At 73.7% G+C, this 26546-nt stretch carries 24 protein-coding genes; 5 read left to right on the top strand and 19 right to left on the bottom strand.

Going from position 1 to position 26546, the window contains the following annotated elements; all coding sequences use genetic code 11:
• The first annotated feature begins 26 nt into the window (after positions 1-26).
• Positions 27-794 carry an SDR family NAD(P)-dependent oxidoreductase gene (locus ACQ5SO_RS04020; RefSeq protein WP_430940290.1) on the top strand — a complete coding sequence of 256 codons (768 nt, stop codon included), beginning with the start codon at positions 27-29 and terminating at the stop codon, positions 792-794.
• Positions 795-876: 82 nt separating this feature from the next.
• On the opposite strand, the gene trpA is transcribed toward ACQ5SO_RS04020, so the two are convergent.
• From trpA to trpB, 3 genes are all read right to left on the bottom strand, one after another.
• The gene (gene trpA / locus ACQ5SO_RS04015; protein ID WP_430940289.1) at positions 877-1668 is read right to left on the bottom strand and encodes a tryptophan synthase subunit alpha; all 792 of its coding nucleotides are present in this window, start codon (positions 1666-1668) and stop codon (positions 877-879) included.
• A gap of 101 nt (positions 1669-1769) precedes the next feature.
• The gene (locus ACQ5SO_RS04010; protein ID WP_430940288.1) at positions 1770-2228 is read right to left on the bottom strand and encodes a hypothetical protein; all 459 of its coding nucleotides are present in this window, start codon (positions 2226-2228) and stop codon (positions 1770-1772) included.
• 189 nt (positions 2229-2417) lie between these two features.
• Positions 2418-3644, bottom strand: coding sequence for a tryptophan synthase subunit beta (trpB, locus tag ACQ5SO_RS04005; protein WP_430940337.1), 1227 nt, complete (start codon positions 3642-3644; stop codon positions 2418-2420).
• Between the two features lie 394 nt (positions 3645-4038).
• Here trpB and ACQ5SO_RS04000 point away from each other — a divergent pair, with 394 nt between their 5' ends.
• The gene (locus ACQ5SO_RS04000; protein ID WP_430940287.1) at positions 4039-4605 is read left to right on the top strand and encodes a hypothetical protein; all 567 of its coding nucleotides are present in this window, start codon (positions 4039-4041) and stop codon (positions 4603-4605) included.
• Here the strand turns inward: ACQ5SO_RS04000 and ACQ5SO_RS03995 are convergent.
• The 9 genes from ACQ5SO_RS03995 to aroA all read right to left on the bottom strand — a co-directional run bounded on the left by ACQ5SO_RS03995 (position 4587) and on the right by aroA (position 12858).
• The gene (locus ACQ5SO_RS03995; RefSeq protein WP_430940286.1) at positions 4587-5741 is read right to left on the bottom strand and encodes a serine hydrolase domain-containing protein; all 1155 of its coding nucleotides are present in this window, start codon (positions 5739-5741) and stop codon (positions 4587-4589) included. The genes ACQ5SO_RS04000 and ACQ5SO_RS03995 overlap by 19 nt on opposite strands.
• 88 nt (positions 5742-5829) lie before the next feature.
• Positions 5830-6492: a phosphoribosylanthranilate isomerase gene (locus ACQ5SO_RS03990; RefSeq protein WP_430940285.1), complete on the bottom strand. Its 663-nt coding sequence runs from the start codon at positions 6490-6492 to the stop codon at positions 5830-5832.
• A 244-nt stretch (positions 6493-6736) separates the two neighbouring features.
• A complete protein-coding gene (locus ACQ5SO_RS03985; RefSeq protein ID WP_430940284.1) occupies positions 6737-7075 on the bottom strand; it encodes a LapA family protein in 339 nt (112 codons plus the stop codon).
• A gap of 62 nt (positions 7076-7137) precedes the next feature.
• Entirely contained in the window at positions 7138-7455 is a 318-nt protein-coding gene (gene ihfB, locus ACQ5SO_RS03980; protein WP_430940283.1) for an integration host factor subunit beta, read from the bottom strand.
• 155 nt (positions 7456-7610) lie between these two features.
• Positions 7611-8492, bottom strand: a complete 882-nt coding sequence (sppA, locus tag ACQ5SO_RS03975) for a signal peptide peptidase SppA (protein WP_430940282.1) — start codon at positions 8490-8492, stop codon at positions 7611-7613.
• A 100-nt stretch (positions 8493-8592) separates the two neighbouring features.
• On the bottom strand, positions 8593-10275 hold the full coding sequence (gene rpsA / locus ACQ5SO_RS03970) for a 30S ribosomal protein S1 (RefSeq protein ID WP_430940281.1): 1683 nt from the start codon (positions 10273-10275) through the stop codon (positions 8593-8595).
• Positions 10276-10421: 146 nt separating this feature from the next.
• Entirely contained in the window at positions 10422-11093 is a 672-nt protein-coding gene (cmk, locus tag ACQ5SO_RS03965; protein WP_430940280.1) for a (d)CMP kinase, read from the bottom strand.
• On the bottom strand, positions 11090-11509 hold the full coding sequence (locus ACQ5SO_RS03960; RefSeq protein ID WP_430940279.1) for a GFA family protein: 420 nt from the start codon (positions 11507-11509) through the stop codon (positions 11090-11092). The genes cmk and ACQ5SO_RS03960 overlap by 4 nt, the downstream gene beginning before the upstream one ends.
• Positions 11509-12858 carry a 3-phosphoshikimate 1-carboxyvinyltransferase gene (gene aroA / locus ACQ5SO_RS03955; protein ID WP_430940278.1) on the bottom strand — a complete coding sequence of 450 codons (1350 nt, stop codon included), beginning with the start codon at positions 12856-12858 and terminating at the stop codon, positions 11509-11511. The genes ACQ5SO_RS03960 and aroA overlap by 1 nt, the downstream gene beginning before the upstream one ends.
• Before the next feature lie 294 nt (positions 12859-13152).
• On the opposite strand from aroA, the gene ACQ5SO_RS03950 reads away from it, so the two are divergent.
• Positions 13153-15213 (top strand): hypothetical protein, encoded by a 2061-nt coding sequence (locus ACQ5SO_RS03950; protein ID WP_430940277.1) that lies wholly within the window; start codon positions 13153-13155, stop codon positions 15211-15213.
• Between the two features lie 333 nt (positions 15214-15546).
• On the opposite strand, the gene trmB is transcribed toward ACQ5SO_RS03950, so the two are convergent.
• From trmB to ACQ5SO_RS03915, 7 genes are all read right to left on the bottom strand, one after another.
• Positions 15547-16374, bottom strand: coding sequence for a tRNA (guanine(46)-N(7))-methyltransferase TrmB (gene trmB / locus ACQ5SO_RS03945; RefSeq protein WP_430940276.1), 828 nt, complete (start codon positions 16372-16374; stop codon positions 15547-15549).
• Between the two features lie 263 nt (positions 16375-16637).
• Positions 16638-17804: a methionine adenosyltransferase gene (metK, locus tag ACQ5SO_RS03940; RefSeq protein ID WP_430940275.1), complete on the bottom strand. Its 1167-nt coding sequence runs from the start codon at positions 17802-17804 to the stop codon at positions 16638-16640.
• Between the two features lie 195 nt (positions 17805-17999).
• Positions 18000-19595 carry an apolipoprotein N-acyltransferase gene (lnt, locus tag ACQ5SO_RS03935; protein ID WP_430940274.1) on the bottom strand — a complete coding sequence of 532 codons (1596 nt, stop codon included), beginning with the start codon at positions 19593-19595 and terminating at the stop codon, positions 18000-18002.
• 494 nt (positions 19596-20089) lie between these two features.
• Complete coding sequence (locus ACQ5SO_RS03930) at positions 20090-21085, bottom strand: hemolysin family protein (protein WP_430940273.1); 996 nt, start codon at positions 21083-21085, stop codon at positions 20090-20092.
• 167 nt (positions 21086-21252) lie between these two features.
• Positions 21253-21858 carry an rRNA maturation RNase YbeY gene (ybeY, locus tag ACQ5SO_RS03925; protein ID WP_430940272.1) on the bottom strand — a complete coding sequence of 202 codons (606 nt, stop codon included), beginning with the start codon at positions 21856-21858 and terminating at the stop codon, positions 21253-21255.
• Complete coding sequence (locus ACQ5SO_RS03920; protein ID WP_430940336.1) at positions 21855-22940, bottom strand: PhoH family protein; 1086 nt, start codon at positions 22938-22940, stop codon at positions 21855-21857. Before ACQ5SO_RS03920 ends, ybeY begins: the two co-directional genes overlap by 4 nt.
• Positions 22941-23407: 467 nt before the next feature.
• Positions 23408-23899: a DUF1178 family protein gene (locus tag ACQ5SO_RS03915; protein ID WP_430940271.1), complete on the bottom strand. Its 492-nt coding sequence runs from the start codon at positions 23897-23899 to the stop codon at positions 23408-23410.
• Between the two features lie 149 nt (positions 23900-24048).
• On the opposite strand from ACQ5SO_RS03915, the gene ACQ5SO_RS03910 reads away from it, so the two are divergent.
• Together ACQ5SO_RS03910 and ACQ5SO_RS03905 are read left to right on the top strand one after the other, a co-directional pair.
• Entirely contained in the window at positions 24049-25479 is a 1431-nt protein-coding gene (locus tag ACQ5SO_RS03910; RefSeq protein WP_430940270.1) for an ATP-binding protein, read from the top strand.
• A 182-nt stretch (positions 25480-25661) separates the two neighbouring features.
• The gene (locus ACQ5SO_RS03905) at positions 25662-26528 is read left to right on the top strand and encodes a phosphate signaling complex PhoU family protein (RefSeq protein WP_430940269.1); all 867 of its coding nucleotides are present in this window, start codon (positions 25662-25664) and stop codon (positions 26526-26528) included.
• The last annotated feature ends 18 nt before the right edge of the window (positions 26529-26546 follow it).

Raw genomic sequence — 26546 nt, 5'->3', positions numbered from 1 at the left:
GGCAAGAACGACGAACGGAGCGAGCCATGGACCCCATCGACCTGACCGGCAAGGTCGCCCTGATCACCGGCGCGAGCCGCGGCATCGGCGCGGCCGCGGCCTGGAGCCTGGCCGAGGCCGGGGCCTCGGTCGTCCTGACCGCCCGCAGCGCGCCCGAGATCGAGGCGCTGGCGGCCGAGCTGCGCGCCGCGGGCTACGCCGCGCTCGCCGTCCCCTGCGACGTGAGCGACTACGCCGCCGTGGAAGCCGCGGTGAAGGCGACGACGGCCACGTTCGGGCGGCTGGACATTCTTCTGAACAATGCCGGGCTGATCGACCCGATCGCGCGGCTGGTGGACAGCGACCCGGCGGGCTGGACCAGGGTGATCGACGTCAACGTCAACGGCGTCTACCACGGCATCCGCGCCGCGGCCCCGGCGATGGTCGATGGCGGGATCGTCATCAACATCTCCTCGGGCGCGGCGACCGGGAACCTCGAGGGGTGGACGCATTACTGCGCCTCGAAGGCCGCGGTGCTGTCGCTGACCCGCGGCGCGGACCTGGAGCTGAAGGGACGCGGGATCCGGGTCGTCGGCCTGTCGCCCGGCACCGTCGCCACCCAGATGCAGCGGGAGATCAAGGCGAGCGGCATCAACCCGGTCTCGAAGCTGGAATGGGAGGACCACATTCCCCCCGAATGGGTCGGCAAATGCGTGGTCTGGCTCTGCGGCGACGCGGGCGAAGAGCACGCGGGCGGCGATGTGAGCCTGCGCGCCGACGCGGTGCGCGACGCGCTGGGGCTGCCGCGGCAGTGACGGCGCCCTCCGCGCCATGCCGAAACGCGAAAGGGCGCGGCCTCGGCCGCGCCCTTTTGCATGTCGCCCGGAAGAAGGCCGATCAGGCCGCGTGGGCGCCGTCGGCCAGCTCCTTGACGAAGGCCAGCACGTCGGCGGGCGCGTCGCCGCGGCCGATCCGGTCGACGATGGCCGAGCCGACCACCGAGCCGTCCGCCACCGCCGCGATGTCCCGGGCGCGCTCGGCCGTCTTGATGCCGAAGCCGACGCAGACCGGCAGCCCGCCGCCGGCGCGGATGCGCTCGACCTCGGGGGCCACCGCGGCGGCCGAGGCCTCGGCCGAACCGGTGATCCCGGTGATCGAGACGTAGTAGACGAACCCGGACGTGTTCTGCAGCACCTTCGGCAGGCGCGCGTCATCGGTCGTCGGGGTCGCGAGACGGATGAAGTTCAGGCCCGCGGCCTGGGCCGGGATGCAGAGCTCCTCGTCCTCTTCCGGCGGCAGGTCGACCACGATCAGCCCGTCGACGCCCGCTTCCTTCGCCTCCTCCAGGAAGGCGTCCACGCCCTTGGAATAGATCGGGTTGTAATAGCCCATGAGCACGATGGGGGTCGTGTCGTCGACGGCGCGGAAGTCGCGCACCATCTGCAGGGTCTTGTTCAGCGTCATGCCCGCTTCGAGCGCGCGCTGGCCGGCCAGCTGGATCGCCGGGCCGTCGGCCATCGGGTCGGTGAAGGGCATCCCGAGCTCGATGATGTCGGCGCCCGCTTCGGGCAGCCCCTTCACCACTTCGAGGCAGCGGTCATAATCCGGGTCGCCCGCCATGACGAAGGCGACGAACGCCTTGCGGCCCTCGTCCGAGAGACGCTGGAAGGTGGCGGGAATGCGCGACATCGGAACTCTCCGTCGATGGACCGGGGGCTGGAAAGCGCCGCCCGGGCAGGCTCGTCAGGTTGGAAAAGGGGCGCCCGCAGGCAGGCGCCCCCCTTTGTCGATCACTCGTCGTTCGAGCGGAAGTATTTCTTCTCGCGCGGGCGGCCGTCATAGCCGCGGTCGCCGCCGCGGTCGTCCCAGCCGCCGCGCTGCGGGCGGTCGCCCCGGTCGCCGCCCTTGTTCCAGCCGCCGCGGTCGCCGCGGTCGCCGCCCTTGTTCCAGCCGCCGCGGTCGCCGCCACGGTCGCCGCGATCGCCGCCCTTGTTCCAGCCGCCGCGATCGCCGCCCTTGTTGAACCCGCCGCGGTCGCCGCCGCGCCCGCCGAAGCCGCCGCGGTCGCCGCCGCGCTCGTTCTCACGGGCTTCCCACTTGTTCAGCAGCGCCTCGTGGAAGGTGTCGCGGCCGACCTTGCCCTCGTGGCACCAGACCACCGAGACGGCCTCGTCCTCGAAGGATTCAACAGCCATGCGCATGGAGCCGGAGATGAGGACCACCATGTCCCCGATTTCAAATTTGGACACGTAACGTTCCGCCTTGTCTTGCCGCCCCGCCGGAACCTTGCCGCGGGGCCGTGATTGCGCGCCGGATCCGCGGCGGCTCGGTCTGATCGGGGTCAGGCGCGGGCGTGTCCCGCCATCCTCCCCGGCTCCCTCGTCATGGGGTCTGTCGCCCCGTCTTGAACCGCCCCGGCGCATCTCGCCGGGAAACGGTCATTCCATCTCGGCGCCGAGCGCGTCGGCCACCGTGAAGATGTCTTTGTCGCCGCGCCCGCACATGTTCATGATCAGGTGCTGGTCGGCGGGCATGGTGGGCGCGAGCTTGGCCACGTGCGCGAGCGCGTGGGACGGCTCCAGCGCCGGGATGATGCCCTCGGTCTCGCAGCACAGCTGGAAGGCGTCGAGCGCCTCCTTGTCAGTGACCGAGACATATTCCACGCGGCCCGAATCGTTGAGCCAGGCGTGCTCCGGCCCAATGCCCGGATAGTCGAGACCGGCGGAGATCGAGTGCCCCTCGATGATCTGCCCGTCCTCGTCCTGCAAGAGGTAGGTGCGGTTGCCGTGGAGGACGCCCGGGCGGCCGCCGGTCAGGGACGCGGCATGCTCCATCCGGTCGTCGACGCCGTGGCCGCCCGCCTCGACCCCGATGATGCGCACCGAGGAATCGTCGAGGAACGGGTGGAACAGGCCCATGGCGTTCGAGCCGCCGCCGATGCAGGCGACGATGGCGTCGGGCAGGCGGCCGTCATTGCGCGACATGAACTGCTCGCGCGCTTCCTTGCCGATGATCGACTGGAAGTCGCGGACCATGGCCGGGTACGGGTGCGGACCGGCGACGGTGCCGATGCAGTAGAAGGTGTCGGCGACATTGGTCACCCAGTCGCGCAGCGCCTCGTTCATCGCGTCCTTGAGGGTGCCGCGGCCCGAGGTGACGGGGACGACTTCGGCCCCGAGCAGCTTCATGCGGAACACGTTGGGCTTCTGGCGCTCCACGTCGGTGGCGCCCATGAAGACCACGCATTTCAGCCCGAAGCGCGCGCAGACGGTGGCGGTGGCCACGCCGTGCTGGCCGGCGCCGGTCTCGGCGATGATGCGGGTCTTGCCCATGCGGCGGGCCAGCAGGATCTGCCCCAGCACGTTGTTGATCTTGTGCGCGCCGGTGTGGTTCAGCTCGTCGCGCTTGAGCCAGACCTGGGCGCCGCCGAAGCGTTCGGTCAGGCGCGGCGCGAAATAGAGCGGCGACGGGCGGCCCACGTAATGGGTCCACAAATCGTCCATCTCGGCCCAGAAGGTCGGGTCGGTCTTGGCCTTCTCGTACTCGGCTTCGAGCGAGAGGATCAGCGGCATCAGCGTCTCGGACACGAAGCGGCCGCCATAGATGCCGAAGCGGCCCTTCTCGTCGGGGCCGGTGCGGTAGCTGTTGAGGCCGTCTGCGGTCATGAGGCTCACCTGGGATCTTCTGGACGCACGGGGAAGGGCGCGGCCGGTCGGGCCGCGCGCGTGAACCCGCCTCTTACGCCGAAACGCGGGCCGCGTCCATGGGAACCGCACAGGGTGAGACGCGGTCGGGGAGGAGGGAATTGCGCGCGCCGCGGGTCGGCGAGGCGGGCGGCGGACCAGCGGGCGCGCAGGGGCGCGGCGGTCAGCAGGTCGGGGTTGGCCGACAGGAAGGCGTCGGCGTCCTGCCCCGGCGCCGCGCGTCCGGCCACGCGTCCGGCCACGGGGGGGCGGCCAGGCGAAGGGGAGCGCGGCGGAGCATGTCTCCGGCGCGCGCGGCTTGACCGAACGCCCGTGCAGGCGCAGCATTCTCTTATTTCAAGACCGGAGGCCGATAATGAGAGCCCTTGCGATCCGACCCGCCGCCGCCTTCCCCTTCGCCGCCCTCACCTGCGCCGCGCTCGCCGCGTCCCCGGCCCTGGGCGCCGGGTTCGACGGGAAGACGGTGGCGTTCCAGCATATTTTCCACGCCACCCCCTTCTTCGTGCAGGACATCACCGGCGGTCCGGGGGTGGAGGTGGCCGAATACTACAGCCTCGACCTCGACGGCGTGTTCTTCGAGGTGCAGCTCAACCCGCTCAACACCTTCGACCCGAACCAGGGCTTCAACGGGCCGGTGCTGACCGACGCCTACAACGCGCTGCCCGACATCCTCAGCGTCAAGCTGGTCTGGAGCACCTTCCAGAACACGCCCCTCGTCACCTGGACCGCGAACCAGATCGAGGCGGATCTCAGCCAGACGGGCGGGATCTCGGGCGCGGGCGCGCGCTTCGTGGTCACCTTCGGCCCCGAGGCGGACGTGCCGCTTCCCGCGGGCGGCGCGCTGGCGCTCACGGGACTGGCCGCGCTGGCCGCCGCCGCGCGCCGGCGGCGCGCTCGGCCCGCTCAGCCCAGCTCGGCGTAGACCGCGGCCTCCACGTCGGACAGAAGCTGCGCCGCGCCCGGCTCCATGAAGGGCAGGTGCTGCATCATCAGCACCGCGCAGATCCCCGAGGCCGGGTCGACCCAGAAATGGGTGTTCATCAGCCCCGCCCAGCCGTTCGACCCGGCCCGGCGGCGGCCCGGCACGTCCTGGTTCACCCGCATCGCCATCAGCGAATGCGACTTGGCGATGCCGGGGAAGAAGTCGATATCCGCCGAGGCGAGGCGGCTGACCGATTTGAAGGGCGGGATCAGCAGCGGGTCGGTGTGATCGCCGAGGAGCACCTCCACCCCTTCCTCGGACAGCACCCTTGCGCCGTCCAGCGCGCCCTTGTTCAGCAGCATCCGCAGGAAGCGCAGGTAGTCCGGCGCCGTGCCATAGAGCGCCTGCCCCATGCACCAGACCTCGGGCTGTTCGGGCGGGCCCGCGTCGATCGGCGCGAAGCCGTCCTCGCCGCGGGCGCAGGACGCCACCAGCCGCCCCGACATCTCGGGCGAGCATTCCACCGAGGTCGAGCTCATCCCCAGCGGGGCCAGCACCTCGCGCGCCAGGAACCCGTCGACCCGCTCGCCCGAGGCTTCCTCGATCACCCGGCCGAGCCAGTCGGTCGAGACGCCGTAGCCGAAGCGCGTGCCGGGATCGAAGGCCAGCGGGTAGGCGCGGAAGCTGTCGCGCGCGCCGACGCCCATCCCCGGCAGGCCCGAGGCCTTGAGGTAGCGGCGCTGCTCGGCGCTCCACATCTCGTAGACCGGGCCGGCGGTGTGGGTCATCAGCTGCCGCACCGTGGCGCGGGAGGCGGCGGGGCGCAGGATCGGCGTCTCGCCGTCGAAGCCCTCGAGCACCTGCAAATCGTCGAAGTCCGGCAGCAGCTCGCCCACCGGCCCGTCGAGGTCGAGCGAGCCTTCCTCGACCAGCCGCATCGCCGCCACCGAGGCCACCGCCTTGGTCATCGAGAACAGCCGGAACGTGGCGTCGAGGCCCATCGCAGGGCCGCGCGGGCCGCGCCGCCCATGGGCCGAGGCATGAACCGTCCCCGAGCTGTCGCCGACCATGACGACCGCGCCCGGGGCGGCGCCCCCGGCGATCGCCGCCTCGACAAAGTCCTGCACAGACCGCATCACGCTCTCCCGCTCTCCTCACGCGCGTCAAACGGTAGCAGGGGGGCGCGGCCGTGGCAAAGGCGTCCGGCGGATTCGGGAAAGGCGTTCAGCCCTTTGCCTCCGCGGCGCCCGCGGCGGCGCCGGTCGCGGCGGCGATGAAGGTGCGGATCAGGGCGGGGTCCTTGACGCCCGGGGCGCTCTCGACGCCCGAGGAGACGTCGAGCTGCCGCGCCCCGGTCAGGCGCACCGCCTCGGCCGCGTTCGCGGGGGTCAGGCCGCCCGCGAGCATCCAGGGCAGCGCCCAGCGCCGCCCCGCCACCAGCCGCCAGTCGAAGGCGAGCCCGTTGCCGCCGGGCAGGTCCGCGCCCTTCGGGGCCTTGGCGTCCACCAGCACCTGGTCGCAGACGGGCGCATAAGTCGCGATGGCGGCGAGGTCGGCTTCCTCGCGCACGCCGACGGCCTTCATCACCGGCAGCCCGTAGCGGGCGCGCAGGATGGCGACGCGGCGCGGGTCCTCGGACCCGTGAAGCTGCAGCATGTCGAGGGGGACGCGGTCCATGATCGCATCCAGCGTCGCGTCGTCGGCATTGACCGTCAGGGCGACCTTGGCGATGCCGGGGGGAACCTCGGCGGCCAGCGCGGCGGCCTGGTCCACGGTCACGTTGCGGGGGCTTTTCGCGAAGAACACGAAGCCGAGATAGGCCGCGCCGGCGTCCACGGCGGCGTCCCGCGCCCCGGCCGAGTTGATCCCGCAGATTTTCACGCGCATGGCTCTCCGCCCCTTCCGTCCCGGTTGCGGGGTTCATCTGCGCAGAGGGGCGGGCCGGGTCAACCCCCTGCCCCGCTGCGCCCGCGCGGGGCGGCCGGGCTTGGGGGGCGCAGGGCCCCCGCGCCGCCCGGCCGCGCGGCCCTGTCGGGCCGCCTGCGCCCCGCCCCCGCCGGAACGCGAAACGGCGGCCCCGTGGGACCGCCGCTTCTCGTCTCGCGTCTCGTCTCGCCCGGGGGCCGCCCGCTCAGGCGTGCTTGATCCCGAGGATGTCGTCATCCTCTTCGCCCGCCTTGCGCGCCAGCCGCTTGACCTCGCGGTCCAGCTTGGCCGCCTCGCGCTTGTAGGCGCGCTCGTTCTTGCGGTGATAGCTCTCGCGCAGGGCCTCGAGCACCAGGCCCACGATCACCCCCAGGAACAGCGCCGCGAACAGCCACACGAACAGCGGCATGGTGAACGAGGTCGGGAACCCGAGGTCGATATCGACCGGCAGCAGGTTGAGCGTCGCGCTCGCGCGGTTCGCCACCGCAAGCACCACCAGCGCGATGGCCACCAGCGCCAGGAAGAGGATTTTCAGAAGTCGCATGTTTCCGCCCTTTGGGTCGCCGCGCGGCCGGGCCTCGGCCCCGATCCGCGCCGCGACGGCTGTCAGTCGTCGTCGTCGTCGTCCCCGTCGTCGTCCGGCAGCTTGTCGTTGAGCCGCAGCCGCAGCTCCTTGCCCGTCTTGAAGAAGGGCACGTGCTTTTCCGGGACCGGCACGGATTCGCCCGTGCGGGGGTTGCGGCCCATCCTCGCCTCCCGCTTCTTCACCGAGAAGGCGCCGAAACCGCGCAGTTCCACCCGGTCGCCATTGGACAGCGCCGTGGCGATCTCCTCGAACAGCGACGACACGATCCGCTCCACGTCCCGGTGGTACAGGTGCGGGTTCTCTTCCGTCAGCCGCTGGATCAATTCGGACTTGATCACGACGCTCCCCTCCGTCTTCTACGCTTTCGCAGCGGCCCGCAACGGCAAGCCCCCCCAATGAGTTAGGGGCAGTATCGCCGGGCGCGGGCGGCTTGTCACCGCCCTAATATGCCCGAATCGCAGGGAAAATCGCCGCGAAAGCCGGTTTCGGCGGGTCAGGGGAGCACGGCCATCAGCCGCCGCCCCATCAGCGCGCGCTGCGCGGGCATGGGGAGGGTTTCGGGATCGAGCACCGATTCGGGGGTCCCAAAGCCGACCTGGCCGAGCAGCAGGCGCAGCAGCATCGGCTCCTCCTCCTCCTCGATCTCGGCGTCGAGAACGGGCGACGTCACCGCGTGCTCCGCCTCCAGCCACGCCGCCGCCTCGGCCTCGCCGCCGAGCGCGTCGATCAGCCCGGCCTCCAGCGCCATGCGCCCCGACATCACCCGCCCGTCGGCCACGGCGTCGAGCGCCGCGCCCGAAAGGCCCCGGCGCTCGGCCACCAGCCCGCGGAACCAGGCGTAGCCGTCGGCGATCATCGCGCGGTGGATCTCCAGCGCCGCCTCCGGCGTCTCGCCGAACGGGGACGGCTCGGCCTTCAGCGGCGAGCTCTTGAGCTCGTGCATCTCCACGCCGATCTTGTCCATCAGCCCGTCGAGCTTGGGGTACTGCATGATCACGCCGATCGAGGCGGTCATGGTGTTGCCGCGCGCGAAGATCCGGTCGGCGCCCAGCGCGGCGATGTAGCCGCCCGAGGCCGCGACCTCGCCCAGCACCGCGACGACCGGCTTGTCCTCGGCCAGTTTGCGCAGGTTCTGGAACAGGATCTCGGAGCCGGTCACCGTGCCGCCGGGGCTGTCGATGCGCAGCAGCACCGCCTCGACGTCGTCATCCCCGGCCAGTTCGGCCAGCAATTCCTCGCGCGCCGGGTCCGAGGCGAGCAGCCCCGTCAGCCAGACCCGCGCCACGTGCGGCCCGCGCGGGGCGTGCGGCTCGGGGCCCGCGGCGCCGAGGATCGCGATGAACACGACCACGGCGAAGACCCGCCAGAAGGTCACCCCCTCCCAAATTCGTGAGAGGATGCGCATCAACGGCGAAGGGCGCCGCTCATCGCGGCGCCCCCCATCGTTTTCGTCCCAGGGACCGGTCACTGGCCGATCACTCGTCCGAGCCCTGCTTCAGGGCGGCGGAGAGGATGTCGCCGAGCGACGCGCCGGAGTCGGACGACCCGTACTGCTGCACGGCTTCCTTCTCCTCGGCGATCTCGCGGGCCTTGATCGACAGGCCCAGGCGGCGGGCCGACTTGTCGATATTGGTGATCCGCGCATCGACCGAGTCGCCGACATTGAAGCGCTCGGGGCGCTGGTCGGCACGGTCGCGGGCCAGGTCGGAGCGACGGATGAACGACTTGAAGCCGGCGTGCTCCACCTCGATCCCGCCGTCCTCGATGGCGGTCACGGTGCAGGTCACGACCTCGCCGCGCTTCATGCCGGCGACGGCGCCGGTGAAGCTGTCGTCGCCAAGCTGCTTGACGCCGAGCGAGATGCGCTCTTTCTCCGGGTCCACGTCGAGCACCACGGCCTTGACCATGTCGCCCTTCTTGTACTCCTGGATCGCCTGCTCGCCGGGGGTGTTCCAGTCCAGGTCGGACAGGTGCACCATGCCGTCGATGTCGCCCTCGAGGCCGATGAACAGACCGAATTCGGTGATGTTCTTGACCTCGCCCTCGACCTCGGTGCCGGCCGGGAACGCCTCGGAGAAGTTGTCCCAGGGGTTCTTCATGCACTGCTTGAGGCCGAGCGAGATGCGGCGCTTGACCGGATCCACGTCGAGCACCATGACCTCGACCTCCTGGGAGGTGGAGACGATCTTGCCCGGGTGGACGTTCTTCTTGGTCCAGGACATCTCGGAGACGTGCACGAGGCCCTCGACGCCCGGCTCCAGCTCGACGAACGCGCCGTAGTCGGTGATGTTGGTCACGCGGCCCGGCAGCTTGGCGCCGGCCGGGTACTTCGCCTCGACACCCTCCCACGGATCGGCCTGAAGCTGCTTCATGCCGAGCGAGATGCGGTGGGTTTCCTTGTTGATCTTGATCACCTGGACCTTGGCGGTCTCACCGATGTTCAGGATCTCGGACGGGTGGTTCACACGGCGCCAGGCCATGTCGGTGACGTGCAGCAGGCCGTCGACGCCCCCGAGGTCGACGAACGCGCCGTAATCGGTGATGTTCTTGACCACGCCCTCGACGATGTCGCCCTCGGACAGGCGCGCCACGACCTCGGCGCGCTGCTCGGCGCGGCTCTCTTCGAGCACGGCGCGGCGCGACACCACGATGTTGCCGCGGCGGCGGTCCATCTTGAGGATCTGGAACGGCTGGGGCTGGCCCATCAGCGGGGTGACGTCGCGCACCGGGCGCACGTCGACCTGGGAGCCGGGCAGGAAGGCCACGGCGCCGCCGAGATCGACGGTGAAGCCGCCCTTGACGCGGTTGAAGATCACGCCCTCGACGCGCTCGTCCTTCTCGAACGCCTTCTCGAGGCGATCCCAGGCTTCCTCGCGGCGGGCCTTGTCACGCGACAGCACGGCTTCGCCGCGGGCGTTCTCGACGCGCTCGAGATAGACCTCGACCTCGTCGCCGACGTTGATTTCGGCGTCGTGACCGGGCTTGGCGAATTCCTTCAGCTCGACACGGCCTTCCATCTTGTAGCCGATGTCGATGAGCGCCGAGCCGTTGTCGACGGCGAGGACGCGGCCGCGGACGACCGAGCCTTCTTCAGGGGTGACGAGTTCGAAGGTCTCGTTGAGGAGGGCTTCGAACTCCTCCATGGATGCGGACGACATGTGAGTGCAGTACTCCGTAAGATCGTTTTTCGGGCCTGCCGGTTGGGTCCGGCGGTCTTTCAGACATTTGGATGGCGAAGGCACGAAACCGGACCCGCCCGCCGGAAGCTTTCCAGCGGCGCAGGCCCGTGTCCGGCGCGGCGGCCTCAGGCCCGGGGCAGACGCCCCGCGACCAGCTCGACCGCCTTCGCGATGGCGGCGTCTATACTCAAATCGGTCGTGTCGAGCAAGAGCGCGTCCACCGCGGCCCGCATCGGGGCCTGGTCGCGGGCGGCGTCGCGGGCGTCGCGGCGGCGCAGGTCGTCGAGCACCTGGTCGAAGGTGACGTCCTCACCCTTGCCGGTCAGCTCGGCGTGGCGGCGGGCGGCGCGGGTGGCGTCATCCGCCGTCACGTAAAGCTTCGCCTCGGCCGCGGGGCAGATCACGGTGCCGATGTCGCGCCCGTCGAGGACCGCGCCCCCGGGACGGCGGGCGAAGTCGCGCTGGAAGTCGAGCAGGGCTGCGCGCACCGCGGGGATGGCGGCCACTTTCGACGCCGCTTCCCCGGCCGCGCCGCTGCGCAGCCCCTCGGCCTTCAGGTCCAGCGCGGTGAGCGAGCGGGCGGCGTAGGCGGCGTCCGATTCGTCGAACCCCTCGCCCGCCGCCAGCCGCGCCTTCATGCCGGTGGCGCGGTAGAGCAGCCCGGTGTCGAGATGCACGAAGCCGAAGCGTTCGGCCAGCGCGCGGGCGATGGTCCCCTTGCCCGCGGCGGCGGGGCCGTCGAGCGCGACGGTGAAGCGGACGGGGGCGGCGGCAGGGGCGGCGGCGGGTTCGGTCATTCGGGCCTCCAGGGCTTGGCGTCCGAGGCGAGATCGCCGTATTCCCAGCGCGGCGCGGCCTCGCTGTCGGGGATCTCCTCCCAGTCGCCCTTGTCGGCGCAATAGATGTGGCCGGTCAGCGCCAGCCCGGTCTCGCCGTCCAGCATCCCCAGCGCGACGGAAATGTTGGGCGAGCTCTCCAGCTTCCAGAACATCTGGCTGCCGCAGGTCGGGCAGAAGCCGCGGCGGGCGCCGGGCGAGGAGGTGTACCAGCGGACCTCGCCCTCGATGGTCACCTCGGCCTCGGGGCAGCGGCCCGAGACGACGTGGTTGCCGGTCGCCTTGCGGCACTGGCCGCAATGGCAGGCAACGGGGTTGTGCAGCGTGTCGGCGACGGTGACGCGCACCGCGCCGCAGAGGCAGGATCCCTTGAGCATCAGGCGGCCTCCGGTTCATCGAGCGACGCGCCGAGGGCGGCCATCAGCGGGCGGAAGCCGGGGAAGGACGTGGCGATCGGCCCGGCGTCGTCCACCGTCACGGCGGTCTTCGCGGCGCAGCCGAGCACCAGGAAGGACATGGCGATGCGGTGGTCGAGCCGCGCCTCGACGGTCGCGCCGCCGGGGACGTCGCCCGCAAGGCCGTGCACGGTCATCGTGTCGGCGGTCTCCTCCACCGTCACGCCGCAGGCCTCCAGGCCCCGGGCCATCGCGTCGATGCGGTCCGATTCCTTCACCCGCAGCTCCTTGACCCCCAGCATCACGGTCTTGCCGGTCGCGAAGGCGGCGACGGCCGACAGAACGGGGTATTCGTCGATCATCGAGGCGGCGCGCTCGGGCGGCACCTCGACCCCGTGCAGCTCGGAATGGCGGGCGACGAGGTCGGCCACCGGCTCGCCCCCCTCCTCGCGCTCATTCTCGAACACCAGGTCCGCGCCCATCTCCCGCAGCGTGGTGTAGAGCCCGGCGCGGGTGGGGTTGAGGGACACGTTCGGCACCCGCACCTCGGAGCCCGGCGTGATCAGCGCGGCGCAGATCGGGAAGGCGGCCGAGGACGGGTCGCGCGGCACGGCGATCTCGCACGGCTTCAGCTCGGGCTGGCCGGTCAGGCGAATGCGGCGGCCGCCCTCGATCTCGATGACCTCCACCTCGGCGCCGAAGCCGCGCAGCATCCGCTCGGTGTGGTCGCGCGTGCGCTCGCCCTCGATCACCTCGGTGATTCCGGGCACGTTGAGGCCGGCGAGCAGCATCGCCGATTTCACCTGCGCCGAGGGCGTGTCCATGGCGTAGGTCACCGGCCCCGGCGCGGCGGCGCCGACCAGCGCCAGCGGCAGGCGGCCATGCGACCGGCCAACGGCGCGGGCGCCGAAATTGGACAGCGGGATGGTGACGCGGCCCATGGGGCGGGAGCGCAAGCTGGCGTCGCCGGTGAAGATCGCGGTCAACGGCGAGGTCGCCACCGCCCCCATGATCAGCCGCACGCCGGTGCCGGAGTTGCCGCAGTCGATCACGTCCTCGGGTTCCTTGAACCCGCCGACGCCGACGCCGCTCACGCGCCAGGCGCCGGGCCCGTCGCGAACCACCTCGGCCCCGAGGGCCTGCATCGCCTTGCCGGTGTCGAGCACGTCCTGCCCTTCGAGCAGGCCGGTGATCTTCGTCTCGCCGACCGTCATCGCGCCCAGGATCAGCGCGCGGTGCGAGACCGACTTGTCGCCCGGGATCTCGACCGTGCCGCGCAGGGGGCCGGACGGGGCGGCGGCGAGGGGGGCCTTGGGGCCGGAATGGGACATCTCGGGGTCTCCGTGGGGGCAGGCGTTGCGCGGGGAACGGGCCGGGCGCAGGTGTAGCGGGGCGGGCCGGGTGCGTAAAGAAGGGCGGGCGGCGCGGGCGGGCGGCGCGGGGGCGGGGCGTAAAGAAGGGCGGACGGCGGGTCGGGGGCGGGGGCGCCCCGCTCCCGCCCCGATCGGCGCGCAGAAAATGGGGGAATCGCCCCATCGCCCCGGCGGCCATGCGCGGCGATATGCTGGCGGCGCGCGTCCCCTTGCGGCGCGCCGCCGTGCCGACAGATGACCACGGAGACGCCGATGCCCCGCCCCGACGCCCCTGCCCGCCTTCCCGCCCCCTGTGGCGCACCCCGTGGCGCCCCCCGTGGCGCACCCTGTGACGCGCCCCTTCGCGCGCCGCGTCGCGCCCCCCTTTGCCCGCGCGGCCCCGGCGCCCTCGCCGCGCCGCTGCTTTCGGCCGCGCTTCTGTGCGCCGCCCCGCCCCCGGCGGCGCGCGCGCAGGAGGCCCCCGCCCCCGCCGTCACCCGCATCGAGATCGGGCAGAGCGGCGTCGCGCGCTACACCCTCTCGGCCCCCGGCGTCTCCGGCGACCGGCTGGCCTTCCAGGTCCCCGAGGACGCGGCCCATGACGTGCTCGCTTCCCTGGTCGTGCGCGACCCGGCGGGGGGCGTGGTGGACCTTCAGACCGACACCCCCGGCGCCCGCGGCGAGGCGCTGCGCGGCTCGCCCTTCTCGGGCGGGCTGCCGGGCGATGCCGAGGACCTGCTGCGCGCGCTGAGCGGCGAGGAGGTCACGCTGGCGGACGAGGACCGCTCGGTCGCCGGCCGGGTCCTGTCGGTCGCGCGCCGCACGGTGGTGGAAGACGGGGTGGAGCTGTCCCTTCCCGTCGCGCTGCTGCTGGCGGACGGGATGGCGGTGGAGGTCCCGATCCGCCCCGGCCTGCGCATCACCTTCCCCGAGGCGGCCGCGGCGAAGCTGGAGGCCGGGCTGCTGGCGGGGCGGGTCGACGCCGGGCGGCGGCGCTTCGACCTGCGCCTCTCGGACGGGGCCGCGCGGGCGGTGGAGCTGAGCTATGTCACCGAGGCGACGGCGTGGAAGAATTCCTGGCGGCTCTTGCTCGATGAAGGGCGCCTGCAGGGCTGGGCGGTGCTGGAGAACGTCTCGGGCGAGGATTGGGAGGGCGTCGCGCTGACCCTGACCACCGGCGCGCCGGTGGCCTATCGGCGCGACCTGCTGGACCCGCTGCGGGTGGCGCGGCAGGACCCGCCCTCGGACGCGCCCGTGCAGGTGCTGGCCAAGGCCGACCGCACGCGGCTGCAGAGCATGGGGCTGAGCGCGGGCTTCAGCGCCGCCGCCCCCGCGCCGATGGCGGTCGAGGCGGACATGGCGCGGGCCGAGCTGTCGGGCGCCGCGCAGGCGGGACAGGCGTTCTCCGAAGGGGGCGCGCTGCGCTACGCGATGCCGGTCCCGGTGACGCTGCCCGCGGGGCGCACGGCGAACCTTCTCTATCTCGACCTGCCGATCGCGCCCGAGATCCGCGGGTTGCACCAGCCCGCGCGGCGCGGCGGGCCGCCGGTGCTGCTGGCGGCCTCGATCACCTCGGACCAGGCGCTGACCTCGGGGCTGGTCTCGGTCCAGGACGCGCGCGGCTTCGTCGGCGACGCGCCCTTCGCCGGGATGCCCGCGGGGCAGACGCGCCTTCTGCCCTATGCCGCCGCGCTGGGGGCCGAGGTGCGCACCGAGGTGGAGGTGACCTTCGGCTACGCCAACCTCGCCCTCGCCGGGGACCGGCTGGCGCTGGACCAGGACGAGCTGATCCGCACCGCCTACACCGCCGAGCTGCCGGAGGGGGTGGACCTGTTCACCGTCGATCACCCGCGCCGCGGGCGCCTCGTGGACACGAACGGCGAGGTCGACCCGCGCGACGACCTGCGCCGGATCACCGTCGCGGCGTCGGACGGCGCGGCGGAGCTGTGGGTGACCGAGCGCGCCGGGTCGCGCCGCACGATCCCGTTCGGCGCGGCGCAGCTGTCGAACCTCGTGGCCGAGATCGACGCGGGCCGGGCCGAGGCGCCGGAGGAGATCGCCGCGACCCTGCGCGACGCGGCGGGACTGGCCGAGCGGGTGGAGCGGCTCGAGGCCGACGCTCGCCGGGCGCAGGACCGCTACGCCGCCCTCGGGACAGAGCAGGCGCGGCTGCGCGAGAACCTGCGCAGCGTGACCCAGGGGGCGCTGCGGGAGCGGTACCTCGCGGCGCTGGACCGGACCGAGACCGAGATCGCCGGGGTGCTGAAGGCGGTGGATGACGCGCGGGCCGAGCAGGAGCGGCTGCGCGGCGCCTTCCGCGACCTGCTGCGGTAAGGCCGCAGGGGCCCGCCGCGGGCGCGCCCCCGCCGCCGGGCGTCGGCGCCGGGGGGGCAGCGCCGGGCCGCGCGCGGGCGGGCGAGCGGGGGGCCTTGCGCCTCCCCGAGCCCGGCCGCTCCGCCCGCCGGACGCCCCGCCCCGGCCCCGACCCCGGCACCGGCCCGCGCGCCTGCCCGGACGTGGGGAGGATGCGGCCGCTCAGGGGGGACAAGCCCCCCGTTCGCGGCCGCAGGCGGCGGGACGCCGCCGGGCGCGTGCGGGACCGTTCCACCGAAACGCGAAGGGGCGGCGCCAGGCGGCGCCGCCCCTTCGTCATCAAGCGCCACGCGCTTACTTCCGGCGGAAGCGCAGGTAGCAGGGCGTGCGCCCCTCGCGCAGGGCCTTCGCCTCGTAGCGCGTGCGCACCCAGCCCTCCCAGGGCTCATTCCAGTCGCCCGGCCGCTCGGCCAGCCACTCGAACGCCGGGTGATCGAAGGCGGCGGCCAGCGAGTGGCGCGCATAGTCGGGGATGTCCGTCGCCACCCGCAGCTCGGCCCCCGGCCGCAGGACGGTCGCCAGCTGGTCGAGATTGTCCGGGTTCATGAAGCGCCGCTTGTGGTGGCGGGTCTTGGGCCAGGGGTCGGGGTACAGCAGGAACGCCCGGTCCATCGAGCCCGCGGGCAGCACGTCCATCAGGTCGCGCGCGTCCCCGGCATGGACGCGCACGTTCTCGATCCCCCGGTCGGTCATGTGCGAGAGCAGCATGGCGACGCCGTTGATGAAGGGCTCGCAGCCGATCACGCCGACATCCGGGTTCGCCTCGCCCACGCCCAGCATGTGCTCGCCGCCGCCGAAGCCGACCTCGAGCCAGATCTCCCGCGGGGGGGTCTTGAACATGGCCGCCGGGTCGATCTGCTTGCGCTCGGGGTTGTCGGCCCAGGTGACGTTCGGCACGGCGACCTCGGCCAGCGTGGTCTCCAGGTGCTCGACCTGGCCCTTGCGCAGGGTCTTGCCGTGACGGCGGCCGTGGAAGTTGCGCCAGGGGGCGCCGTCCTCGCGCTCGGGCCCGCCGCCGGGGGCCTCTCCGGGCGCCGCGTCGGGCAGCGCGGTGGAGGGCGCGGGGGCGCCCGCGCCGGAGGGCGCAAGAGCGCCGGTCGGTTTCGCGTCGTCGCTGGTCATCCGCCGTGTCCTCTGAGCTGCTTGGGCCGGGCGCGGGCCGCCAGGGGGCTTTTGTCACTTCTCGGGGGAAGGATGCAAGCCGGGCGCCCCCGGAACGAGGTCGACGCGCCGGTTTCCCGGCGCGCCGACCTCGAGAGTCATGGGATGGGGGGGTGTGGGGGGGAGGAAGGGGCTAGCCCCGCCGACGCAATGCGTCGGCCCCCCCACGTCGCCCGGGCGCCGTCGGCCGAAGGCCGGGCGCAACCGGGGCGCCCCCGCCCGGATCAGACCGCGGCCTTGAAGGCGTCGACGAGGTCCGTCTTCTCCCACGAGAAGCCGCCGTCCGCCTCGGGCGCACGGCCGAAATGCCCGTAGGCGGCGGTGCGCTGGTAGATCGGGCGGTTCATGCCGAGATGCTCGCGGATGCCGCGCGGGGTCAGGTCCATGACCTTGGCCGCCGCCGCCTCGATGGCCGCTTCATCCACGGTGCCGGTGCCGAAGGTGTCGACATAGATCGACAGCGGCTTCGAGACGCCGATGGCGTAGGACAGCTGCAGCACGCATTTCTTCGCCAGGCCCGCCGCGACGACGTTCTTGGCCAGGTAGCGCGCGGCATAGGCGGCCGAGCGGTCGACCTTGGTCGGATCCTTGCCCGAGAACGCGCCGCCGCCATGCGGGGCCGCGCCGCCATAGGTGTCGACGATGATCTTGCGCCCCGTCAGGCCCGCGTCGCCGTCCGGCCCGCCGATGACGAACTTGCCGGTGGGGTTCACGTGCCACTCGGTCTCGTCGGTCAGCCAGCCCTGCGGGATCACCTCGCGGATGTAAGGCTCCACGAGGTCGCGCACGTCGGCGGAGGACATCTTGTCGTCGATATGCTGGGTCGACAGCACCAGCGAGGTCACGCCCACGGGCTTGCCGTTCTCGTATCGCACGGAAAGCTGGGACTTGGCGTCCGGGCCGAGCTGCGCGGCCTCGCCCGACTTGCGGACCTCGGCCAGGCGCTTGAGCATCTTGTGCGCGTAATAGATCGGGGCGGGCATCAGGTCCGGGGTCTCGTCGACCGCGAAGCCGAACATGATGCCCTGGTCGCCCGCGCCCTCGTCCTTCTCGCCGGCCGCGTCCACGCCCTGGGCGATATCGGCCGACTGTTCGTGCAGGTGGCAGTCGATGGCGACGTTGCGCCAGGAGAAGCCCGCCTGGTCGTAGCCGATGTCCTTGACGCAATCGCGCACGATCTCGTCCACGCGCTGCAGCACCGAGTGGGGGCCGCGCACCTCGCCGCCGATCACGACGCGGTTGGTGGTGGCGAGGGTCTCGGCGGCGACGCGGGCGTAGGGCTCCTCGGCGAGGTAGGCGTCGAGGATCGCGTCCGAGATCCGGTCGCAGACCTTGTCGGGATGACCTTCGGAGACGGATTCGGAGGTGAAGACGTAGTTCTGACGGGCCACGTGCGTTGTTTCCTCGTACTCGAGCCCCGTGAAGGGCGAACCGGAAGACGCCCCGGTCCGGGGGAGGCCGGGGGCGGAAGGCCCCCTCCTAGGCGAGCGGGGGAAAGCGCGTCAAGCTGCGCCCGGGGCGGGGACGCCGCCGGGGGACGAACCGCGCCGGACCGTCGCGCCGATGCATCGCCGCCGCCTGTGTATTCACGATCTGTACAAGAACCGGGTTGCGGCGCCAAGGGCGAGGCAGGCGAGGATCGCGGCGATGGCGGGCCAGTCGCCGGTCCGGGCGTAAGGCGTCGGCGGGTCGGCGGGCGGCAGCGCGGCCTGCAGCGCGCCCGCCTCGTTCAGCGGCAGGGCCGCCAGCGTGCGCCCGCGCGCGTCGATCACCGCCGAGATGCCGGTATTGGCGGCGCGCACGACGGGCAGCCCCTGCTCGATCGCCCGCATCCGGGCCTGGTGGAAATGCTGCCACGGCCCGGCCGAGGCGCCGAACCAGGCGTCGTTGGTCACCTGCACGATCCAGGCCGGGCGGGCGGCGCCGCGCAGCACCTCGTGCGGGAAGATCGTCTCGTAGCAGATCTGGGGCTGGGCGCGCGGCAGCCCCGGCAGGTCCAGCGCCGCCGGGCCGGGGCCGGAGCCGAAGGAGGCCCCGACGAAGGCCCCGAGGCCGATCCGGTGCATGACCGAGCCGAGGGGGACGTATTCGCCGAAGGGCACCAGGTGGTGCTTGTCATAGCTCGCGATGATCTCGCCCGCGGGGGAGAGCGCCTGCACGGCGTTGCGCCACTCGCCCGTGCCGCGCGCGTCCACGCCGACCCGGCGCACGCCGAGGAGGACCGGCGCCCCCCCGGCGGCTTCGGCGATGCGCGCGCGCACCTCCGGCTCGCGCTTCAGCAGCCAGGGACCCGCGGTCTCGGGCCAGATCACCAGGTCGGGGACGGAGTCCCCCTCCGGCGCGGCGCTGAGGGCCAGCAGGCGGTCGAACCACATGGCGGCGAGCTCGGGGCGCCACTTGTCGGCCTGCGTCGCGTTGGGCTGCACGAGGCGCAGGACCGGCGCCTCAAGGCCGGGCGCGGGCGCGGCGGCCTCGCGCCCCGCGCCCCAGCTCCAGGCCGCGGCGAGGGCGGCGAGGGAGAGGGCGGCGGCGGCGAGGCGCGGGGGGCGGCGGCGGACAAGGGCGGCGGCGGCGGGCCCGAGGATCAGCGCGAGGCCCAGCCCGTGCGGGCCGAGGAAGGAGGCGGCCTGCGCAACGGGGGTCTGGGACAGGGCATAGGCCGGAAGGCCCCAGGGAAAGCCGGTGAGGACATGGGTGCGGGCGTATTCCACCGCCGCCATCGCCCCGGCGAAGAGGAGCGCCGCGGGCAGGCCGGACGGGGCGGCGGGGGCGGCGCCGGGGCGCGCCAGCCGCGCGGCGGCGGCGAAGGCGAGGCCCCAGAACAGGCCCAGCCCGGCCCCGAGCCCCGCGATGGCGAAGGGCGCCATCCAGCCATGGCGGGCGGCGTCGACGAAGAACGCCTCGCCGATCCACCACAGGCCCGACAGGAACGCGCCGGTCCCCAGCGCCCAGCCCGCGAAGAAGGCGGCAAGCGGCCCGCGCGCCGCCGCCTCGGCCCAGAGCAGCGCGGCGAGGCCCCAGCCCAGCAGGGCCGCGGGCCACAGCCCGTAGGGCGGCTGCGCGGCGGTCAGCAGGACGCCGAGCAGCACCGCGGCGGCGGCCCGGCGCAGGCCCGCGCGGCGGGGAGGGACGGCGCCTTCGGCGGTGAAGCCGAGGGCGGGGAGCAGGGAGGAGAAGGACATGCGGCAGGCGGCTCGGGCGATTGGGGGCGGAGGGTGGAAGCGTGCGGCGGACGCGCGGCCGGGCACGGTCCAGCGCGGGGCGCAGCATAGGGCGCCGCCGCGCGGGGCGCCCCCTCAAACCGGCGCGAGGCGTCGGCGGGAACGTGGGACGGATGCGCGCGGGGGGGCGGGAGGAGAGCGGCGAGAGGACGCCGGGACTGCGCGGCGGGCGGCCTGGATCGCCGCGGGCGCGCGGGACGGCGCCCCTGCCCCGGCGCGCCCGGCCCGGACGTCGCGCGCCCCGCGCGGCCCGGCGCAGGCGGGGCTGCGCGCGGCCGGGCGAGCGGGGGGCTTGCTCCCCCCGAGCCCGGCCGTCCCGCCGGTCTCCGGCCCCGGCGCGCCGCCCTGCCGGAGGGCGCGTGCGGCCGCTCAAGGGGGACGAGCCCCCGTTCGCGGCAGCAGGCGGCGGTCCGCCGCCGGCCAGGGCCCGGGCCGCGGCGCAGGATTGCGGCGGTTTACTCCGCCGCGCGCGGGATCGCCGAGGCGCCCGCCAGGCGCACCCGCAGCCGCTTGATGCGGCGCGGATCGGCGTCGATCACCTCGAACTCGTGCCCGTCAGCGTGCTGGATCACCTCGCCCCGGCCCGGCACCCGCCCGGCCATCACGAAGACCAGCCCGCCGAGCGTGTCCAGCTCCTCGTGCTGGCCGTCGGGCAGAAGGTCCACCCCCGCGGCTTCCTCGAAATCCTCGAGCTCGACCCGCGCGTCGGCGGCGAACACGCCGGGGGCGAGCTCCCGGAACCGGGCCTCGTCGGCCACGTCGTGCTCGTCCTCGATCTCGCCCACGATCTGCTCGATCAGGTCCTCGATGGTCAGCAGCCCGTCGACGCCGCCATATTCGTCGATCACCAGCGCCATGTGCACGCGCTGGCGCTGCATCTTCTGCAACAGCGCGCCGATCGGCATCGAGGGCGGGGCGTAGAGGACGGGGCGCAGGAAGCGGCGCAGGTCGAATTCGCCGTTCCCCTCGCCGAAGCCGTGATGCAGCGCGACGTCCTTGAGGTGCACGAAGCCCTGCGGGTCGTCGAGCGTGTCGACATAGACCGGCAGGCGGGTGTGGCGGGTGTCGCGGAACACGTCGAGGACGGCCTCCAGCGGCTCCTCGATCTCCACCGCCGCGATGTCGCCGCGCGGGACCATGATGTCATAGACCCGCTTGTCGCGCAGCTTGCGCACGTTGACGAGCATCTCGCGCTCGCCCGCGGCCTGCTCGGCGGCGGCCTGCTCGGGATCCGGGGCGCCCGGCTCCTCGGGCGGGGCGGCGGGATGCGGGCCGAAGCCGAACAGCCGCCCGAAGAGCGATCCGCGATGGCCGCCGCCCTCGGGCGCGGCGCGCATGGCCGCGGTCTGCGCCTGCGCGGCAGGCGCGGGGCCCGCGCCGCTACTCTGCCCCGGCTCGGCCGCCGAGGCTCCTCCCGGCGCACCGCCGCCGTTCTCGCCCACACTCTCCATGGTCCAGGTTCCGTCTCGTGCCTTTCAGTCGCTTGCAGCGGCCCGCCTCCCGGACCGCCTCGTCGGGGTTCCCCCCGACCGTCTCGTCGGGGTTTCCCCCGACCTTCGGGGTTCCCCCCGACCGCCGGGGACCATCCCCGGCCGTTGAAATCATCGCCGCCGCGCGGTCAGTCCACGGGCAGATAGGGATCGCGCAGGCCCATCGCCAGCATGGCGCGGGATTCCAGCCCTTCCATCAACTCCGCATCCGCGTCGGAAATATGGTCATAGCCGAGGCAATGCAGCGTTCCATGCAGCGCAAGGTGCGTCACGTGATCCGCAAGCGTCAGCCCCCCGGTCCGCGCCTCGGCGGCGCAGACTCCGAAGGCGAGGGCGAGATCGCCGATCTCCTCGGCCTCCTCGCCCGGCATCGGGTCGGGGTCCGGCGGGGCCGGGGGCGCGTCGCCCTCGGCCTCGGGCGCGAGGTCATGCGCGGGCCAGGACAACACGTTGGTCGGCCCCGGCTTGCCGCGATGGTCGAGGTTCAGCGCCGCGATCTCGGCGTCCGAGGCGAGCAGGACCGACACCGACCAGCCCTCCGCGGACAGCCCCGCCGCGGCGAACCCTGCGGCGCAGGCGCGGGCCAGCAGCCCCTCCGGGTCCGGCAGCGCGTCCCAGTCCGGGTCCTCGAGCGCGAGGTCGATGCGCGGCCAGGCGGGGCCCGAAGGCTCGGGCTCCGGTTCGGCCGCGGAAGGGGCCGCAGAAGGGCCCGCGGAGGGGGACGCGGCGGTCATGCCTCCTCGCCGGAGACGCCCTGGGCCTCGCGCCGATACGCCGGGTCGCGGCGCGGCGGCGGGCCGCCGACGGGCTGGCCGCCATCGCGGTCATAGGCCTCGATGATCCGGGCGACGAGCGGGTGGCGCACCACGTCCTCGGCCGCGAAGCGCACGAAGCCGACGCCCTTCACCCCGTCGAGGATCCGCGCCGCGGCGACGAGGCCCGAGGGCACGCCGCGCGGCAGGTCGATCTGGCTCACGTCGCCGGTCACCGCCATGCGCGATCCTTCCCCGAGGCGGGTCAGGAACATCTTCATCTGCATCTCGGTGGTGTTCTGCGCCTCGTCCAGCACCACGAAGGCGTTGGAGAGGGTGCGCCCGCGCATGAAGGCGAGGGGGGCGATCTCGATCTTCCCTTCCTCCACGTGCCGCTGCACCTGGCGCGGCGGCAGCAGCGCGTTCAGCGAATCGTAGAGCGGCTGCATGTAGGGATCGACCTTCTCCTTCATGTCGCCGGGCAGGAAGCCGAGGCGCTCGCCCGCCTCGACGGCGGGGCGGGAGAGGATGATCTTGTCGACCCGGCCCTCAAGGAACATCGACACCGCGGCGGCGACGGCGAGATAGGTCTTGCCGGTGCCCGCGGGCCCGAGGCCGAAGACCAGTTCATGCTTGAACAGCAGGCGCACGTAATCGGCCTGGTGGGGCGTGCGCGGCTCGACCGTCTTCTTGATGGTGCGGATGGCGAGGGCGCCGCCCGCGAACATCTCCAGCTGGTCGGCCTGGCCGCCGCCGCCGGCGCCGGGCGCGGGGGCGGGCGGCGCCTCGCCGAAGCGCAGGGCGGCGTCGACGTCCCCCGGCTCCACCCCGCGGCCCTCCTTGAGGCGGCGCCAGAGGGCCTGGAGCGCGTCGGACGCACGGCCGCGCGGCTCGGCCCCGCCATGCAGGACGAGCTGGTTGCCGCGGCGCACGATGACCGCGCCGGCGGCCTTCTCGATCATCACCAGGTGGGCGTCGTGGGGGCCGCACAGGTCGATGAGAAGGCGATTGTCGGGAAACTCAAGGACGGTCTCGCCCGCCTGGGGCGCGCCCCGCTCCTCCATCAGGAGGGCGCCGTCTTCGGGCTGTCGGCTCTGCGCCAAGGGCGCTCCTTTCGGTCGGATCAGGTCCCGTTGGGGGACGGCCCGCGCCGTCCATTGGAAAAAGGGTGGCCCAGGACGGCGCATTGGGCAAGAGGCATGGCGCCGCTTGGGGGTCGCAGGGGCGCGGGCGCCGCAGGTGGTGGCGCCCGGGGCGCGGTCTGCGCAAAGCGCGGGCAGGCGGCGGACGGCGCGGGGCGGCGGCGCGCGGTCGGCGGGACGGCGGGGCGCTTCACCCCGGGGATCCGCCCGCCAAGGGGGAACGCGCCCCCGTCGCGGCCGGGGCGTCGGCTGCGCCGCCGCGGGCGCGCGCCCCGCCCGGCATCCCCTGCCCGGCGCCCTCCGCCCGGCCGCCCGCGGTCAGGCGCCCTCCGCCCGGCGCCCCCCGCCCGGCGTCCCCTGTCCGGCGCCTTTCGCCCGGCCGCCCGCGGTCAGGCGTCGCGGCGGGTGGTCCAGGGCAGCGGGGCGACCTCGATCCCCTCCTCGGCCAGCTCCTTCACCTCGGCCCCCGAGGCCTCGCCATAGATCGGGCGGGCGTCGGCCTCGCCCTCGTGGATCGCGCGGGCCTCGCGCGCGAAGCGGCGGCCGACATTCTCGGCATTCGCCTCGACCTTCTCGCGCAGGGCGCGGATCGCGGCCTCGAGCTGCGAAGAGGGGGCGGAGAGCGCGGCGCCGCCGGGACCCGGCGCGGGGGCCGGCGCGGGCGCGGCCGGGGCGGCGGGCGCAGCGGCGGGCGCCGGGGCGGCGTCCTTGCGGGTGGCGGCCGAGACGGCGGGGGCCATGATCGCCTTCTCCACCTTCTCGCCGCCGCAGATGGCGCAGGACAGCAGCCCGTCCTGCTTGAGGGCGTCGAAGGCGGCGCTGGAGGCGAACCAGCTTTCGAAATGGTGTCCGTCCGCGCATTTCAGGGCGTAGCGGATCATGGCGGGGCTCCATCCTCTCGGGGCGTCGGAACAGTCTGCCTTGCGTAAGTATATGATGATTCCATGAAGGCAATCCTGCTTCGCGCCGCCGCATGGGCCGTGCTAGGGCTGGCCCTTCCACGCCCCTTCCTGCACGAGGCCCACCCGCCGTGATCCCCGCGACCCTCGCCGCCCTGCTCCCCGCCCTCGGCGCCTCCGCCGGGGGGCTCGCCGCCGCCGCCTCGGGCGCCTCGTTCGGGGCCAGCGCCGCGGCGATCCTCGCGGGGCTGGGGGGCGGGGCGCTGGTCGCCTGGCTCGACCGCCCCTCGGCCGCGGCGCGGCAGCGGGCCGCCGACGCCGAGGCCGCGGCGCATGACGCCGAGCTGCGCGCCGCCCGCGCCCGCGCCGACGCGGCCGAGCGGGCCATCGGGCTGGGGCGCCGGGCGCTGGCCCGCCTGCCCCGCCCGCTGCTGCTGGTGGACCAGGACGGGCGGGTGATCTTCGCCAACCCCGCCGCGCACACGCTGTTCGAGCGGCTGCGGGTGGGCGAGCACTATTCCATGACCTTCCGCAATCCCGACTTCCTCGAGGCGCTGTCCGCGGCGCTGAACGGGGGCGAGGTGCACAGCTTCGACTTCACGCTGCACGGCGACCGGGGGCTGGTGATCCGCGCGCATCTCGACGGCGAGGTCGACCTCGGCGGCGATCCCGGCGCGCGCCACGTGCTCTGCCTGTTCGAGGACCGCACCCAGGAGATGCAGTCGATCCGCATGCGCACCGACTTCATCGCCAATGCCAGCCACGAGCTGCGCACGCCCCTCGCCTCGATCCGCGGCTTCCTCGAGACCCTGCAGGGCCCGGCGAAGGACGACCCCGAGGCGCAGGAGCGGTTCATGGGCATCATGCAGGCGCAGGCCGAGCGGATGCAGCGGCTGGTGGACGACCTTCTGTCGCTCAACCGCATCGAGCTGAACCAGCACATCCGCCCCTCGGACGAGGAGGCGTTCGGCGCGGTGGTGCGCGACGTGCTCGACGCGATGGAGCCGATGGCGCGGGAGCGGGGGGTGGAGGTGATCGCCGGGGCGTTCGACGAGGGGCCGGTGGTGCGCTGCGACCGCCACCAGCTGTCGCAGGCGCTGAGCAACCTGGTGGAGAACGCGCTGAAATACGGCGGCGGCAAGCCGGTGCGGGTGTTCCCCGAGCCGCCCTCGCCCACCCATCCGGGCCTGGTGGGCGTCACCGTGGCCGACAGCGGCGAGGGGATCGCGCGCGAGCACCTGCCGCGGCTGACGGAACGGTTCTACCGCGTCTCGATCAAGCGCAGCCGCGACCAGGGCGGCACCGGGCTGGGGCTGGCGATCGTCAAGCACATCCTGGCCCGGCACCGCGGAGAGCTGACGGTGCGCAGCGCGCAGGGCGCGGGGGCGGCCTTCACCATCTGGCTGCCCGCGCTGGGCGGCGCGGCCTGGGCGACGCCCGGCGACCCGACCCCGGTCCCCGGGGCGGCGCCGGACGCGGGCGCGGCGGTCGAATTCTCGGGGCCGGGGGCCGAACGGCGCCCGGCGGAAGGCCCCGCGACGCCGGCGCCGTTCCAGCTCTGACGCCCGGCAGGCGCGCGGGTGGGGGCGGGGGCGACGCTGCGACGGGCGACGGCGTGCGCGGCGGCGCGCGGGAGCTTCGGGCGGGATTCTTCGTTTCGTTCCCGTGGGTCACACGGATGACATGGGCCGCGGATAGGGTGCCGTAACGTCCCTCCCCCCGCCCCTGCCGGACCTGCCGCGCCATGAACGCTTTCGACCGCCCCAGACCCCGCCGCTTCGATGCGGAGCAGGCGCGCCTCTGCGCCGCCGTCGCCGCGCTCGGCGGCGGGGCGGAGCTCGCGCTCGACCAGGCGCTGGCGGCGCTGGCGCGCGAGGACGCGGTGGCGCTGGAACTGGCCCGCGCCCGGGCCCGGGCCCTCGATCCCGCCGCCGCGGCGCTGGAGGGGCGGGTGACGCAGCTTCTCGCGCTGCGCCAGCCGGTGGCGGGGGACCTGCGGGCGCTCCTCTGCGCGATCAAGGTGATCGCGGCGCTGCGCCGGGCCGCCGGGATCACCGCCGGGCTGACCCCCGCGGGGGCTGCGGCGGGGGCGCGGATGACCACGGCGCTGGACCGGTTGGGCCGGTCGGTGCGCGCGCAGCTGTCGGACGCGCTGACCGCCTGGCAGCAGGAGGACGTGGCCGCCGCCCGCGCCGTGCGGCGGCGCGAGGACGGGATCGACGGGCATTACGACGCCATCCTCGCCGCCGCGCGGGCCGAGATGCAGGCCAGCCCCGCCGCCGTGGATGCGGGGGCGCGCTGGATGCTGACCGCGAAGGCGCTGGAGCGGATCGGCGACCTTGCGGCCGAGATCGCCGGGGCCGCGCTGCGCCAGGCGCAGGCGCCGCTGGACCCGGCGCCGAGCCGGGACGCAGGCGCCGGGGCGCAGGCCGAGGGCGCCCGGCGCGACGGCATCCCCCGTGACGACGCCTCCTGCGACACCCCCTGCGACCACGCCCGGCGCGACGAGGCCTGGCCTGCGGATGGCGACGCGGCCCGGTCGAGGGCCGCGGCCGATCCGGGCGCCGCGAGGACCGGGGCGCCCGCCGCCCGGCGCCGCGCCCTGCCCTGAGCCCCTCGGCCGACCGGC

The sequence above is a fragment of the Rhodovulum sp. DZ06 genome (assembly GCF_050586345.1).
In the GTDB taxonomy this organism is placed as follows: domain Bacteria; phylum Pseudomonadota; class Alphaproteobacteria; order Rhodobacterales; family Rhodobacteraceae; genus JBOCEF01.
Note: the sequence above shows the minus strand (reverse complement) of the source record. Positions and strands in the feature narration are given on the sequence as shown.